Origin of the sequence: Pseudomonas sp. CFBP 13711, from assembly GCF_014842265.1 — a bacterium.
In the GTDB taxonomy this organism is placed as follows: domain Bacteria; phylum Pseudomonadota; class Gammaproteobacteria; order Pseudomonadales; family Pseudomonadaceae; genus Aquipseudomonas.
This window is the reverse complement of the sequence record NZ_JACYVI010000016.1, coordinates 1-14995: the sequence shown is the minus strand read 5'-3', so window position 1 is coordinate 14995 and position 14995 is coordinate 1. Positions and strand designations below refer to the sequence as shown.

9 protein-coding genes and 4 pseudogenes are annotated in these 14995 nt (G+C 55.5%); 7 read left to right on the top strand and 6 right to left on the bottom strand.

All coding sequences use genetic code 11. The features are described from left to right. Positions 1-241 precede the first annotated feature (241 nt). Together IFT47_RS23565 and IFT47_RS23560 are read right to left on the bottom strand one after the other, a co-directional pair. Positions 242-1204 (bottom strand): annotated as a pseudogene (locus IFT47_RS23565) (tyrosine-type recombinase/integrase). Between the two features lie 188 nt (positions 1205-1392). Then, a complete protein-coding gene (locus IFT47_RS23560) occupies positions 1393-2598 on the bottom strand; it encodes an ATP-binding protein (RefSeq protein WP_244656039.1) in 1206 nt (401 codons plus the stop codon). Positions 2599-2800: 202 nt separating this feature from the next. Here IFT47_RS23560 and nhaA point away from each other — a divergent pair, with 202 nt between their 5' ends. Further along, a complete protein-coding gene (gene nhaA, locus IFT47_RS23555; RefSeq protein WP_342345390.1) occupies positions 2801-4150 on the top strand; it encodes a Na+/H+ antiporter NhaA in 1350 nt (449 codons plus the stop codon). A gap of 50 nt (positions 4151-4200) precedes the next feature. Next, positions 4201-5469 (top strand): DUF2254 domain-containing protein, encoded by a 1269-nt coding sequence (locus tag IFT47_RS23550; RefSeq protein WP_192174365.1) that lies wholly within the window; start codon positions 4201-4203, stop codon positions 5467-5469. 28 nt (positions 5470-5497) lie between these two features. Here the strand turns inward: IFT47_RS23550 and IFT47_RS23545 are convergent, their stop codons facing one another. Further along, complete coding sequence (locus tag IFT47_RS23545) at positions 5498-6736, bottom strand: cation:proton antiporter (protein ID WP_192174364.1); 1239 nt, start codon at positions 6734-6736, stop codon at positions 5498-5500. A gap of 345 nt (positions 6737-7081) precedes the next feature. On the opposite strand from IFT47_RS23545, the gene IFT47_RS23540 reads away from it, so the two are divergent. The 5 genes and pseudogenes from IFT47_RS23540 to IFT47_RS23525 all read left to right on the top strand — a co-directional run bounded on the left by IFT47_RS23540 (position 7082) and on the right by IFT47_RS23525 (position 11188). Next, a complete protein-coding gene (locus tag IFT47_RS23540; protein ID WP_192174363.1) occupies positions 7082-8701 on the top strand; it encodes a methyl-accepting chemotaxis protein in 1620 nt (539 codons plus the stop codon). Between the two features lie 217 nt (positions 8702-8918). After that, the gene (locus tag IFT47_RS23535; protein ID WP_141695077.1) at positions 8919-9230 is read left to right on the top strand and encodes a hypothetical protein; all 312 of its coding nucleotides are present in this window, start codon (positions 8919-8921) and stop codon (positions 9228-9230) included. Positions 9231-9556: 326 nt separating this feature from the next. After that, positions 9557-10354: pseudogene (locus IFT47_RS28315) on the top strand (PAS domain-containing protein); the annotation flags it as partial. A gap of 30 nt (positions 10355-10384) precedes the next feature. Beyond that, positions 10385-10894 (top strand): methyl-accepting chemotaxis protein, encoded by a 510-nt coding sequence (locus tag IFT47_RS28310; RefSeq protein ID WP_407073259.1) that lies wholly within the window; start codon positions 10385-10387, stop codon positions 10892-10894. 69 nt (positions 10895-10963) lie between these two features. Next, on the top strand, positions 10964-11188 hold the full coding sequence (locus IFT47_RS23525; RefSeq protein WP_122396755.1) for a hypothetical protein: 225 nt from the start codon (positions 10964-10966) through the stop codon (positions 11186-11188). Between the two features lie 229 nt (positions 11189-11417). Here the strand turns inward: IFT47_RS23525 and IFT47_RS23520 are convergent, their stop codons facing one another. The 3 genes and pseudogenes from IFT47_RS23520 to IFT47_RS23515 all read right to left on the bottom strand — a co-directional run. Next, a complete protein-coding gene (locus IFT47_RS23520; RefSeq protein ID WP_100073631.1) occupies positions 11418-12986 on the bottom strand; it encodes a sensor domain-containing diguanylate cyclase in 1569 nt (522 codons plus the stop codon). Positions 12987-13192: 206 nt separating this feature from the next. Next, positions 13193-13632 (bottom strand): annotated as a pseudogene (locus IFT47_RS27730) (TonB-dependent receptor domain-containing protein); the annotation flags it as partial. 1 nt (position 13633) lies between these two features. Beyond that, a pseudogene (locus IFT47_RS23515) lies at positions 13634-14995 on the bottom strand (TonB-dependent receptor); the annotation flags it as partial.

Below are 14995 nucleotides of genomic sequence, written 5' to 3'. Positions count from 1 at the left end.
ATATTTTTTGGATCCTTTAATTTCCGCTCCTTCACTGTATGTTACCGCCTTTAGCCGTTCTGTCATATTTGAAAATGGTCATGTGAGCTTGTAACAATTAGTATTAGTTAATTAACTACATGGTTCATATCCGTAATTGAATCATGCTAGCCGGTTCATCAAGTACGAAATCGATCTGTGGGTGAAGCTGGCCTCACGTTTTGCGCTGCACGGAGCTGTAGCTCAGGACTCAGCCCCTCTATCAATACTTCACCTTGTAGGTCGGTGAATCCTCCGGCCGGTTCTCCCGGCGATCATAGATCTTGGTCGTACTGATATTGGCATGACCCAGCCATGACTGGACCTTGGCGATGTCGGCTTCGTGCTCCAGGGCGTTGGTGGCTGCGGTGGCCCTGAGTCCGTGCACGCCCATACCGTCGACCTCGATCCCGGCCTTCTTCGCCCAGGTCGTCACCACGGTATAGATGCCGTTGGCCGTGATGCCGGCACCGGTCAATTTGCCCCGCAACGGGATGAATAGCGACACCTTCCTGTCCGCCAAATGATGCCCCGAGCTTTCCAGGTAATGATGAACACGCCCGGCCGCGATCGGGTGCAACGGCAGATAGCGAACCTTGCCCCCTTTGCCGTGCACCTTCAGGTGCTGGATACCGCGGCGTTCCTGGATATCGCTGACCTGCAGCAGCGCCGCTTCCTCACGGCGCAGCCTGTGATAGAGAAGAACAGCCAACAGCGCCCGGTCGCGCTGTCCTTTAAGTGTTGCTTCATCCGGCGCCTCGAGCAGCGCTTTCGCCTGGTGATCACCTAGCGACGGCGTCTTGCCTTCGTTGCTTTCAATCTTCGGGCTCTTTTACGCCGTGCACGGGATTGCCGCCGCCGATCGCATTGCTCTCCAGAAGGTGATCAAAGAGGCTGCCCAGCGCGGCCAATTGCGGCGGATCGTGGCGCCGGCTAAACCGCGATGCTCGAGCTGGGCGCGCCAGGCTAAAACATGTGATCGGGTGACCACGCGAAATTCATCGGCCCACGTCAATCCAACAAAACCGCAGAAGTCCTCCAGGTCATTCTGGTAGGCACGTCGTGTTCGGGGGTTGTCCAGGTTGGCAAACCACTCGACCGCGGCCGGAACCTTGGCCAGCGTCTGAAATTCGACCGACGTGGGTCGACGCTGATCGTTATGTCTGGCGTTCGTCAGTTCCTGCATAGTTATCTCATTATTGGTTCGTTATTGACCATTGCTTAATTATTCAGTCACGAAAGCAACGTCTAGCGCTGTCTATGCCTGCGCAACCGATAAACGGCATTATTTGGCGATAACGTATTTCTTACACCGGCAAGTAAAGGCCAGCCTAGCCAGCTAGCCTGATTGATTGCGGGCAAACCTGCTCTGTCTCAGATGACCGCGTCGACCTCTGGAAGAACGTCTCTCGGCATGAACAGCGAAAAAGTTGTGCCGTGGCCTTCCTGGCTCTCAACCGTAAGGCATCCTCCCGCCTGGATGACATACCCGTAGACCATCGTCAGGCCGAGACCTGTGCCTTTTCCCTCTTCTTTGGTTGTAAAGAAGGGTTCGAAGATCCGCTCGATAAGCGCCACAGGCATTCCGGTGCCCGTGTCAGACACCTGAATTCGCACACACGATTGACCGGTTACCAGTAGGGAGCCCTTGGCAGCCATCTGTTCACTGACATCTACATTGGAGGTGCGAATCGAAATGGTGCCTCCTGCTGGCATCGCATCCCGGGCGTTGACCATCAGATTGAACACGGCGCTTTCCAGTTGGTGTGGATCGACCTTCGTCAGCCAAAGGTTGGACGCCAAATCAGTCTCATATAAGACCTTTGATCCCAAGCTTCCACGACCAAGCTCAATTAGCGAAGTGATTAACGGATTCACATTGATCACTTCTGAACCAAGCTTGTGCCGTCTGGAAAAAGCCATAAGCCGGGCTGTCATCGTACTCGCGGTCTGGGACGCGCGCAGTGCATTGGCCAGATGCTTCTTTGCATGGTCGGGCTTATCGTTTTTAAGGTAATGCTCAGCGAGACTTGCCGAGCCCGTTACGGCCGTCAGCATGTTGTTGAAGTCATGCGCGATGCCCGTGGTGAGCTGGCCTACGATTTCCATCTTCTGAGCCTGAAACCGATCGCTGATCATCTGGACCCTCTCTTCCTCACGCTGCCTAAGGAAAGTGACGTCCTGCACGCAATTAACGAAGCCGATCTGGTGTCCACCTTCGTCAAAAAGAGGCGTGACGTTTGCAATAACGTTGCGACGGCTACCGTCACGCCGCTCAACGATCACATCGACATTCAGTGCGGGCTCACCTGTGGCCAGAACCTGCACCATTGGCGTCTGGTCATGGGGCAGGTAGGTGCCGTCACCTGCATAAAGTCTGTGAGCGCCGCAGAACTTCACCTCGGGATCACCCTTGACTGGGGTCTCTCCCCAGATCTCTGCTGCTTTGAGGTTGTAAGCAACAACGACGGCATTTCGATCGCAGATATAGAGCCCGACGGGAAGGTGTTCAATCAGATCCTGGCTGTAACGGGCGTTCCAAGGACCTTGTGTAATCCGGCGATCAGAATTAAGCGCCATGGTGTACCTGTGCGTTGAGAAGCATGCAGCCGGATGGCCGACCTGCATTGTCTCAATTTCCTGCAGGAATCAGGAAGCAGGAATTCTCTAAACTTTGCGATAGCCATTAGCCCGTGCGTACAATCCACCTGGGTGCGTAAAGCGATGTGCTGATCCGCAGGTTAAATTCCAATATCGGTCGGGCCGCCGGTGAGGAATGCCCGTGCCTGCGCCAAATACGCCCGCATCGACTGTTATCCCCCGGCCGCAAATCCTCACCAGCCGAGCATTGGCTGCGGTCGAGCGATTCAGTCATATCGAAGCCCTCAGTGGCGTCGTTCTTGTACTCGCCGCTATCGCTGCACTGCTCTGGGCCAACAGCTCGCCCAGCCTTTCCTATGAAATCTTCTGGCACACCCCAGTCGCCATCACCATCGGATCTTTTAGCGTAGGTCAGTCGCTGCACTTCTTGGTCAATGACGGCTTGATGACCATCTTCTTTCTCGTGGTCGGAATGGAGATTCGTCAAGAGATCCAAGACGGCGCTCTGTCGAACGCAAAGCTGGCAACGCTCCCGTTAGGTGCGGCACTGGGTGGTGTGCTAGTCCCTGCGGGAATCTACCTTGCTTACAACATGGGTACGGCGTCTGCACACGGCTGGGCAGTCCCGACCGCAACCGATATCGCGTTCGCCGTGGGAGTTCTTGCTCTGCTGGGCAAATCAATTCCAGCCAATTTGCGAGTCTTTCTGCTGGCTCTTGCAATCATCGACGACATTGCTGCAATCCTCATCATCGCGCTGTTCTACACCGCAAGCCTGCATCTTGTAGGGCTGGCGATCGCAGGCACAGGTCTCGCGCTTGTCTTTGTGATGCAAAGGATGGGAATCGGCTCGGCCTGGCTCTACTTGCTGCCGGGCTCGATTGTCTGGGGAGGCCTTCTCAAGCTCGGTGTACATCCAACACTGGCCGGCGTGATCCTTGGGCTTGTAACACCTGTATGGTCGGCACCGTCTCGGGAGCGGCCACTCGAAATCATGTCTCAGGCATTCCGAGATCTCACGCACCGGGTAGACCAGGGCGAGAAGAAGGTCTCAGCACCACTCAAGCAAATCCGGCTTGCCGAGCGTGAAGTGATGCCCCCTGTGCAACGAGTTCAGGAGGCTCTCCATCCGTGGGTCGCTTTCGTGATCATGCCGCTGTTCGCACTGGCGAACGCAGGGGTCAACTTCCATGGCGCTCAGCTAAGCGATGCCGCTGTAGTTCCGGTCGTCTATGGCGTCGTAATGGCGTTGGTGTTTGGTAAGCCCATCGGCGTGGTGCTCGCTACTTTCGTCTTGGTTCGCACGGGGCTTTGCAAACTGCCGGAACAGGTGACTTGGCGCGGGGTGATGCTTGTAGGCCTGCTCGCCGGCATTGGCTTCACGATGTCGATTTTCATCGCGGGCCTGGCCTATGACGACGACCGTTTATTGGCAGCAGCGAAGCTGAGCGTGCTGTGCGCTTCCTCTGCGTCTGCAGTGGTGGGTTTGCTGTGGGGCTTGTTCAACTTCAGAAAGCCGGCCAGTCGTTAGTTGGTACAGATATCATCCAACTCACCCTCACGTAACAGCGGAGTTTCGCAATGGTTGCTCGGTGGCAATGGCTGTTGATTCGCACGACCAGACGTCTGTGGTTCAGAGCGGGACTGTTTTCCCTACTGGGCGTTGTGACGGCGTTGCTGGCTGTCGTTCTCAGAGACCACATTCCTATAGACCTGCCTGGCAAGATAGGCGCTGACGCCGTCGACAAGATTCTGGGCATCATCGCGTCCAGCATGCTGGCCGTCACAACGTTTTCTCTAAGTACCATGGTCACGGCCTATGGAGCAGCCAGCACGGGTACCACCCCGCGCGCCACAACACTGGTCATGGAGGACTCGACCACTCAGAACGCGCTGTCGACCTTCATTGGCTCCTTTCTGTTTAGCCTGGTCGGCATCATCGCTCTAAGCACGGGTGCGTATGGCGCTCAGGGCCGGGTTATCTTGTTCGCGGTCACACTCGCCGTGGTGGTACTGATCGTCTACACCTTGCTGCGATGGATCGACCATCTGTCCAGGCTTGGCCGGGTAGGTGAGACGATCGACCGAGTCGAGGCCGCCACCATCAGTGCGCTCACGGAACGCCGCCAACTGCCTTACCTAGGCGGATGCGCCTACCCGGAGCCTCCGGGTCAGGTGCTGCCACTGCTCCCGATCCGCAGTCGGGAGGTGGGCTACGTGCAGCACATCGACGTGCCTGCGCTGGACGCCTTCGCACAGAAACATGCTGCGCTTATTTATCTTGAGATACTGCCGGGCAGCTTCATAAATGAGGGCGAGCTGCTGGCACAGGTAATGAGAACGAACACAGAACCGCTGGATGAACCTCACGTAAGGCAAATCCTGTCCGCTATCACCCTTGGTGTTAGCAGAACGTACGAGCACGACCCCCGCTTTGGTTTGTCCGTGTTGTCGGAGATCGCATCAAGGGCGCTTTCGCCCGCCGTAAACGACCCGGGCACGGCAATCGATGTCATAGGCAGAGGAATTCGCGCGTTCAATGCACAGGCTAGGTCTGGGACGCTGGAAAAGCCTGAAGTACAGTGCAGTTGCGTGCATGTGCGCGGGCTCTCCGTGGAAGACATGTTTGACGACTTCTTTTCGCCGATTGCGCGTGACGGCGCAGCACTTATCGAGGTCAACATCCGTCTGGTCAAAGCGCTTGCAAGCCTTGCGCATTGCTGCCCGGCTTTGTACGCCGACTTGGGCGCCCGTCACATCGGCGTCGTCCTCGAACGGGCGGAGGCGGCGATGACGCTTGACGGTGACAAGGCGCGGTTGAGAGCGTGCATTGCCGCCTTGCTCCCGTGAACCCGCCGTCAGCCTTGGCGATCCGTGCTCATTTCCTACAAGGGATAACTCGCTTCACCAGCGTTCCGATGCTCATGCCCTGAACCAAAATCGAGAACACGACGACCATGTAGGTCAGCGATACCACCACGTCCCGGGCATGCCCCGCCGGAAGTGACAGTGCCAGTGCTACTGATATCCCTCCCCGTAATCCGCCCCACGTCATAACGCTCCAGGCGCCGGCAGGCAGCCGAAAGCGTTTGCCCAGCACTGCGACGGGAGCGCCAACTGTCAGCAACCTGGCCAGCAATGTCAGCACGATAACGGCCAGTCCTGTGACAGCAAGCGTACCTGAGAAGTGAATCAGCACCACTTCCAGGCCAATGAGCACAAAAAGAACCGCGTTGAGGATCTCGTCAATCAACTCCCAGAACATATCAAGGTTCTTCTCGGTTTCTTCCGACATGGCATGGGAGCGGCCTTGATTGCCAATGATGAGGCCCATTACCACCATCGCCAGCGGGCCCGAGACGTGCAGATGACTTGCTAAAGCGTAGCCGCCAAGTACTGCGGCCAGGGTGATAAGTACTTCTTCCTGATAGCTGTCGATGCTTTTGAGCATTCGATAGGTGATGTAGCCCAACACCGCGCCAACCAATGCGCCGCCGCCTGCCTCCTCGACCAACAGTTGTGAAGCACCAAGCACTGAGGGTGCATCACCTCTGACAATCATCGCCAGAATGAGCGAAAACAGCACGACGCTGACTCCATCGTTGAACAGCGATTCGCCCGATATCACCAGCTCGACGCTTGCGGGTGCACCTGCTGACTTCAAAATGCCCATTACCGCGATGGGGTCCGTTGGAGAGATGAGCGCACCGAATACCAGGCAGTACGAAAGGGGCAGAGCCAGGTCAGTAAGCGAGAGCAGCGCCCAAAGCGCAAAACCAATGAACAGCGTCGAAACCGTCGTTCCAATGACCGCCAGTGATGCAACTTGCCATCGGTAGGCACGTAGCTGCGACAAGTCTACGTGTAGTGCGCCAGCGAACAGCAGCAGCGATAACATGCCTTGCATCAACAGCTCTGAAAAGTCGATGGACTCCACCAGTGAGGTTTCGAATGTATGCAGCGCCTCAAAACCCAGTGCACTGAGCGCCATGTTGACGAGCGAAAGCGCTAGCGCAATGCTCATTACGCCGATGGCGGGCGGCAAACCCACATACCGTCTGTTGAGAAACGCTAGCACCGCGGTGATGCTGAGAAATACTGCGACGGTGTCCAACATCGGTTTACAAGCTCCATGGGTTAAGGGGATGAGGGCGTTGCGTTGAAGTGCAACCCACCTGCTGTGTGGGCCCGGATTTCACATCGTATCTGTTAAAAACGCGAGATTTCAGTCGATGATTTGCTGACAATTGCGAAGCGGTGCTGCAAGTCATTTATCGGTTGAACCCTACCTCCTGAACACGTTCACGATGACAGCATCAGGACGCTAGTGGGGGTGGATATCACAAGGGAGCTGTCGCTGGGGACGTGGTTTCAGCGAGCTGACGGGCAGCCCTCATTCTTCAGGATTTCTAGCCGATAGCTTCAAGACCAGGCCTCTGGCCATCTTGCAGTGAGAAGTCCAATGCGCCTCAGAAATATAAACCTTGCTCCACGCGCCACCCTGTTTTTTTCGGCCATCATTATGCTGGTCGTGGTATTGGGCGTCATCGCCATACTGCAGATGGACAAGCTTCGCGATACGGAAAAGGATGTCGAACTCAACTGGATGCCCAGTATCCGGCAAACCGCGCTGATGAACTCGACCATTCTTCGCATACGCCTCGAGACGCAGCGGGCACTCGCGGATCCCCAAACCATTCAACAAACAGTCGACAAATTTCCCGGCTACCGCAAAGCCTCGAAAGATGCGGTCTACAACTATGAGCCGCTCATTGCGAGTGATCGGGAGCGGCAATTGTTCTTGGCTGTAAAAAAGTCTTATGACGACTACGCCGGTCAGCTAGACCTGCTGGAGTCTTTGCTGAAATCAGGCGATACAAGCGCCATTGTTAAGCTCGACGCTACCAGTATCCGTCCTCTGATAAATCAGATGGAGGGCCAGATCGAGGAGCTGACTCAATTTAACAACGAAGGCGCCACCCTTGCCGGCGCTCAAGCGACGCAAGTTTATGACTCCGGCTTTTACCTCGTCGTCGGCTTGATTATCTTCGTCGCGCTCCTGACCCTTTGTTTGGCAACTCTACTGACTAAAACGATCACGTCGCCCCTAGGAAACGCTCTCGGTGTCGCTGAACGCATTGCCTCTAGCGACCTGACAAAAGAGGTTGAAGTCAGCGGAACGGATGAAGCAGGTAGGCTTTTGAGTGCATTGGCCAAAATGCAGCAGAACCTTCGAAGCACGATCATGCAGATCGGGGACTCCTCATCCCAGTTGGCTGCCGCATCGGAACAAATGACTGCGGTGACTGAGCAATCCAGTCTTGGCCTGGTGTCACAGAACGATGAAGTAAATCAGGCTGCAACTGCCGTCACCGAGATGAGCGCTGCGGTAGACGAAGTGGCACGCAATGCCGAATCGGCTTCTGAAGAGTCCAGACGAGGCCAGGGCTACACGGAGGTTGGCCTCGAACGCGTATCGCAGACGCTGAAGGCCATAGAGAAGTTGTCGAGCAACGTGCAGGACACCAGTGAGCAAATCATTGGCTTGTCCACTCGTGCACAGAACATTTCAACAGTGGTTGAAGTGATCAGAGCCATTGCTGAGCAGACCAATCTTCTTGCGCTCAACGCCGCGATTGAGGCCGCTAGGGCGGGTGAACAGGGCCGAGGCTTCGCAGTCGTCGCCGACGAAGTTCGAGCCCTCGCTCACCGCACGCAAGTGTCGACGCAAGAAATCGAACAGATGATCCAGGCTATTCAAAACGATTCCGACCAGGCCGTAAAAGCAATGGCCACCAGCAGAGAATTGGCTGCCGAATCCCTGAGTGTCGCTGGCGATGCCAGCAGTTCTTTTGACCAGATCGCCACCGCCATTACGAGCATCAACGAGCGCAACATCCTGATCGCCACCGCTTCGGAAGAACAGGCGCATGTCGCCCGGGAAGTTGATCGCAACCTGGTCAGCATTCGAGAACTGGCCTCCCAAAGCTCGGCAGGCGCCAGCCAGACCGCAAGTGCGTGTAACGAAATGTCGAAGCTTGCGGTTAACCTGAATCAGCTGGTCAATCGTTTCAAGGTCTAAGGCATTCATACCTGATGGCGAGTTCGTCCGATATCTCTGGATGTCGGACGCTCAAACGGAGTGCAGTCTAAGCGCGAAGATACATGGCGGATCGAGTTTTTAGGCGTCAAACTGCGCTGAACTGGAGGCTGATCGTCCAGCAGTTCCAGTTGGCAAAATGCGAGCAGTGATGAACTATTACGCCTAAAAATAGAGTTTCAAATCAGGAGAAGGCCTCGTGAGCTATCGCCTGCTCAACTCAAGTCTTGATCCGCATCGTATGATTAGCATGTCGGGGGTACCACGCGATCTGCAGCAGTGCCTACGTACATGTATTGAGCGAATTAGCAGCGCGGAGAGCATTATGGAGCTGTGCCATGCCCATGGCCGCGCTTTAGGGTTCAGCACGGGTCTGGGCGTGGCTGAAGCAATCTCCGGTGCGCAGTTCAATGCGCTGGGTGTAGCCTTTGAAAGGGCTTTTGAAGACCGTCTTGTATCTTTAAAGGAGCAGCTGCCGCCGGTGAGAAACTCAAACCTGTTAGATCCATAACGTCTGATGCTTGCGAGTCATCCGCCAGGCGCAATTTCGCTGAGCAGAATGCCGTCGGACTTTTTTAGGTTTTCTTTGCTGCGCCGCCTAACCTCCAAATCAAGCGTGCTACCCCTAGGCGGACTGGACCACAGCCTAAGATGTAATAAAGCCCGGGCAGCTATCTGTAAGACATGCACTCGAAGCGCACACCCATCCGTACACCCATCCCGTTGCAATGTCTGGTCGCAACAACCTCAGCTTTTCAGACTTGTTACTGATGTGGCTATGCGCACTGCTTCGGTGGGTAATCCTCAAGGTTTCCCTCGACCCGTCGATAGTATTTTATGTCAATGCGGGTCACTGTCATGTTCAACAACCGGTTAAAAAACAGAATCCAGCAATTGGAAACACGGCTGGGGGCTCTTGAGCAGGTCAAGGCGACTCTGGATCTCGAAACCGTGGCGGTCACCCTGGATGCGGCAGGTGTCATCCTGGAGGTGAATGCTCTGTTTGAAACAGAGCTGGGATTCACCCGGGCGGAATTGTCAGGCCGCGCCCTGCGTGAGTTCAGTCCCTCTGAACTAAGCGGTGACGTACATCAGCGTCGGGCTCTTGATGCAGTGGCCCAGGGCAAGCATTACAGCGGCACATTGCGTCTGTGCAGCCGTGAAGGTCGGCACGTCTGGCTACGGGCAATGGTTATACCTTTCGCGGGTGAGAGCGGACGTGTAGAACGAATCGTTGTGTATTCCAGCGTGCTGACAAGGACAATCGAGGCCTCCAGAGAGAACGAAGCGCTGGTGGGGGCACTGATGCGGTCCACTGCCGTTATCGAATTTTCGCTGGACGGAATAGTCCTGACAGCCAATCATAATTTTCTGAATGCTATGGGCTATACGCTTCCCCAAATCCAGGGCCAGCATCACCGGATCTTTTGCCTGCCGTCTGACGCTCAGTCACAAGACTATGAACAGTTCTGGCACACCCTGCGAAAGGGATCGTACGTTGCTGGAAGGTTTTGCCGCTCGGATAAACACGGCAAGGAAGTGTGGCTGGAAGCTTCATACAATCCAATAGTGGATGCCAATGGCAAGCTGTACAAGATTGCCAAGTTGGCCACCGTTATCACCGACCAGGTCACTCGAGAGCGCGCTGTTTCCGAAGCAGCTGGCATGGCGCACGGCACCTCAGTTCGAACCAACGCCAGTGCACAGCAAGGTCGCGAGGTCATTCAGAACACCGTCACCACTCTCAATACGCTTTCGGCCTTGATGGAAGATGCTGCCCATGGCATTGAAGCGCTGGATGCCCAGAGCCAGGAAATCGGTACCATCGTGAAAACCATCGGCAGCATCGCAGACCAGACTAATTTGTTGGCTTTGAACGCAGCAATCGAAGCGGCACGTGCCGGGGAGCAGGGCCGGGGTTTTGCTGTGGTCGCTGACGAGGTCAGAAATCTGGCCATGCGAACCACTAAAGCAACTGCAGAGATCGTCGAGGTGGTAAAAAAGAACCAGGTACTGGCCTCGACTGCGGTGAGCATTATTGGAAAAAGCAGGCAGCAGGCCGGGGAAGCGCTTGATTTGGCCAGTGAGGCAGACGAGGTGATCAAGGACATTCAGCAAGGTGCCAACAGTGTTGTGACTGCTGTAGAGCAGTTCTCAGGTCAAGCCGGGTATTGATGGATTTGTAGTCTTCCGTGTTCAGCAGCTTTGCTGCTACAAGGTAATGCGTGATATTCAGGGGATCCCATGCTCGATGCTCTCAAGCAATCCATTCGTAATCTGCATACAGCCCATTGGGCCAAGCTGGAAGATGACTGTAATGGGTTATTCATTCGGATCGAGCAGGCACGAAGAGAGGGGCTTGTGACTGGAGAGCAGGCCATGCAGCTGATCTATGATGTTCGCAACGAGCGTTCACGATGCTTTCGCAGCGTGAACCGCTGTTTTGTGCGGCGCTCCGCTGCCGAGTGAACAACTGCTACAGAACAAGCATCGCTGTCATGGTAACTGATAATGGGATAAATATTTTTTGGGTACCGCTAAGAAATGGCTTAACAGCGTGTGGTATGCCCACTGGCTTAGGGCATGAAAAGAGCATCTACGAATCCGGTGACAGTCCAATCTTGTCACTGCACTGGCGTACAGTCAGCATTACTCAGCGATTGAACGGGCACTTTCTTAAGCGTGTCATGATGCTGGCTTACCGAGGAAAATTAACAACGGCCGTTGGGTGTGGATTGCTTACACAGGTTATCAATCGACCTTCAACGCTGTTACGGCCTTTATTTTTAGCGCAATAGAGAAGTCGATCTGCCTCTTCCAGGGCCGCTCGATAGCCTTCCTTCAAGGGTGAACTGATCGCCACCACGCCTGAGCTGATCGTTACAATTCCCAACGGGCTACCTGAGTGATCTATGAGTGCATTGGCGATGGACAACCTGACATTGGCTGCGACGTTTAAAGCCCCAGCGAGATTAGTTTCAGGCAGCAGGATCACAAACTCCTCGCCACCATAGCGGGCCGCAAGATCGCCCGGCCGATTGACGCAGGTGCCGATGATTTCCGCAACTTGCCTCAGGCAGTCGTCACCCCCCAGATGGCCGTAAAGATCGTTGTATTGCTTGAACCAGTCGATATCTAGCAAGATAACGGCTATGGTTGATCTGTTCCGGCTTGCCCGTCCCCATTCTTGCTGCAAGGTAGCATCGAAACATCGCCTGTTAGCCATATGTGTCAAACTATCGGTCCGGGCGATGATCTCAAGTTCGGTTCTAGCGATGTTCAGCTCAGTTTCCGCAGTGATTAACTGCTGGATCTGCCGGTACAGCAGGGCGCCCAACAAGACCAAGGCCAAAGTGATTATACCGATGAGCGCCATGGACCTATACGCGTATGCCCACCAAGGTGCGAAGATATGTTGGCTGGATACACCAGCAGCGGCAACGATGGGCAATCCAGATACCCGCCTGTAGGCATAAATCCTTTCTACGCCATCCACCACTGACTTAATCACCGCGTTGCCATGATCGCTCTTTGGCAGATAGAGGGTAAATATATCGCCCTTTGCCACATTGGTGGTCATCAACGCTGTCAACGTAGGCCGCCGAGCTAGTAGATCACCGTTGTTGAGCGCAAGGAAAATAACGCCCTGGTCGTCTACATCCATGCGCTGGAAGAACGTTTGGAAATATGCGACAGGCACGGTTGCCAGAGCAACACCTGCGAACGATCCGTCAGCAGCATTGATACGCCTGCTGACCGGTATGACCATGTCGCCCGTAGTGCGGCTCTTTACAATGGAGTCAACGTGAATGGATTCATCGGTGTGGTCGCGGTGATAAACGAAGTATGCGCGGTCGACGTTGTTCAGCGTCTGCGCGCCACTTGAAAAGGAGTTTGCAACCCAATTACCTTGAGCATCGTAAATAAATAGCCCTTGGATCCCCTCTACGTTTACCACGTCTTGAGCCATCAGTTTCGCCAACCGTGATAGCTGATCCTTCGCTACACCATCGTGCTCCACGCGTTCGACAAGATGTCGCAGTGTATTATCAGCTTGGCGAATGGTGTCCTGAGCTTGTTGTTCAGCGGCTCGAACGATATTCGAAACTGCAACTTTAGCGTTAGCAATGCGTTCGTGCCTAGACTGATTTATCTGCCACGCTGTAGCCAGGATCAGCGATATACACACTAATGCAATGAAGCCGATCAGCGCTCTGGTAAGCGCTGAGGGAGAGAGCCTTGTTGATACAAGGTAGAAAGACTTCATAGATTCGTCATCAGATTGGCTGTAAGACAACGACGCATGCAGTTTCCGTACCCTAAATGCTGTCGGTTTTGCGCAGAACGTCTACCGCTGATCTGGCCACGCGAGAGACGTAGGACGGCCATTGCGTCATTACCGCAAGGCGCGCCGGCCTGCAGGGCACATTGCACCAGATCGATTAAAAGGGGGCTTGGCGCAAACCATTCGACTTAGAAATCGATGGTGCCCGAGACTTTGACCAGACGCGGGTCGCCCTGGCTGAGATAGCCACCGTTGGCTGAAGCCCAGTAGTTCTTGTCGGTGATGTTCTCCACATTGACGCGCAACGTCAGGTCCCTTTGATCGACCTTAAGTTTGTAGCGCGCCCCGGCATCGAACCGGTTCCAGGTCGGAAGGCTCAGGTTGTTGGCCTGATCCGCATACTGGCCTCCGGTACGCAGCATACGGGCGCTGAGGGCAGCTCCCTCCAGGCCAGGAACGTCCCAGTCGACGCTCGCATTGAGCTGGAAGGTGGGCACCCCGATGGCATGGTTTCCATCAGTGAGCCCGCCCGCGGTGTTCTTCAGCTCCGAGGTCATGCGCGTGCCGCCTGCCATCAGGCGAAGGCCTTCGATGGGCTCACCAAACACGCTCAGCTCAACACCTTTGTNTGTCCAGCTTGATACCCGCTTCCAGTTGCTTGGTGCGGCCAGGCGGGAAGGCCTCCCCAAGGTTGGTGACGTTGGTACCGGACGCGACCGGCCCTTTGGCCAGGCCTTCAATGCGGTTTGCGTACAGGGAAACGGTGTCAGTCGGTTTATAGACGATGCCGTACACCGGAGTGGTGATGGATTCGTCGTAAAGCGAAGTACGGCTGCCGTCATTGGCCGGATTAGCCACGCCGTTGGAGGTGGTGCCGTCGTAGGAGTAGTTCTCTACGCGTAGTTGCTGACGGCGTACGCCATAGGTAAGGAGCAAACTATCGTCGAACAAGCCAACAGTGTCGGAAACGGCCAGGCTTCGGTTGCGGGTTTTGCCGGTGACACCCGGATCGCCCATATCGCCGCCGGTGAGGGAGACCGCCGTTGGCTTGGGCAGGTCAGGTGTGGTGTAGATATTGGTATTCCCGGTGACCGAGCGGTAGAAGGTGTAGGCGTTCTCTTGCTGGGTCCAGAGGGTGGAGGCGCCAATCGCGATCTGATGACTCACCGGCCCGGTTTGAACATGACCGTTAAGCCCCGCTGCAAAGCTGGTGTTGTCCTCATTGTGCGGGATCTCGGAGCCGCCGACAGTTGCAACTCCGTTATTACCTACGAGGGTTGGCGTGCCGTATACGCCAGTTTCACGCGTATGCTTGGCGCCCCCGGCAAGGTAGGCAGTCCAGCTTTCATTCAGGTCCCAGTCGCCACGCATCATGCCGAACGTGTCTTCGGTTTCGGCATTAGTCCAGTCCTGGCCGTAGTTGTGGCTGGCGTCCGGGGCGGTCGGGATTTTGGTCGCATTACCCAATTGCACGGTGTTGCGTAAACCGTTGATGCGCTGTTTTTGGTAGCCAAAGTCGGTAGAGACGCGAAAGTTGTCACCCCGATAATCGAGTCCAGCGACGAACAACTTGGTGCGCTGGTTTTCGTCATCAATCGCAGTGTCGCCTTCGCGTTGGCTGAGGTTGACTCGCGCTCCGAATCGATTGCCCTCGCCGAAGCGTTGGCCAAGGTCCAGGTGCTCACCAACGCGGCCGTCAGAACTGATGTCTTGGGTGTAACGTCGAGTCGGCACGTCTTCCGCACGCTTGGGCTGCAAATTCACGCTGCCACCCAAGCCCGTGCCGGTGGGGCTCACGCCGTTGATAAAAGCGTTGGGGCCTTTGAATACTTCCACCCGCTCAATCGCGTCCGTGGAGAGAATTTGCCGAGGAAGGACGCCGTACAGACCGCCGTAGGAGATATCGTCGCCTGCCAGCGGCAAACCGCGGATCACGAATATCTGCGACTGATTACCGAAGCCGTAAGACTGGCGCACCGACGGGTCGTTGA

Excerpts from the sequence above, each read along its gene's own strand:
- IFT47_RS23560 (WP_244656039.1), bottom strand. The coding sequence starts at position 2,598 with ATGGCGCTTAATTCTGATCGCCGGATTACACAAGGTCCTTGGAACGCC.
- IFT47_RS23550 (WP_192174365.1), top strand. The coding sequence starts at position 4,201 with ATGGTTGCTCGGTGGCAATGGCTGTTGATTCGCACGACCAGACGTCTG.
- IFT47_RS23545 (WP_192174364.1), bottom strand. The coding sequence starts at position 6,736 with ATGTTGGACACCGTCGCAGTATTTCTCAGCATCACCGCGGTGCTAGCG.
- IFT47_RS23540 (WP_192174363.1), top strand. The coding sequence starts at position 7,082 with ATGCGCCTCAGAAATATAAACCTTGCTCCACGCGCCACCCTGTTTTTT.
- IFT47_RS28310 (WP_407073259.1), top strand. The coding sequence starts at position 10,385 with ATGGCGCACGGCACCTCAGTTCGAACCAACGCCAGTGCACAGCAAGGT.
- IFT47_RS23525 (WP_122396755.1), top strand. The coding sequence starts at position 10,964 with ATGCTCGATGCTCTCAAGCAATCCATTCGTAATCTGCATACAGCCCAT.
- IFT47_RS23520 (WP_100073631.1), bottom strand. The coding sequence starts at position 12,986 with ATGAAGTCTTTCTACCTTGTATCAACAAGGCTCTCTCCCTCAGCGCTT.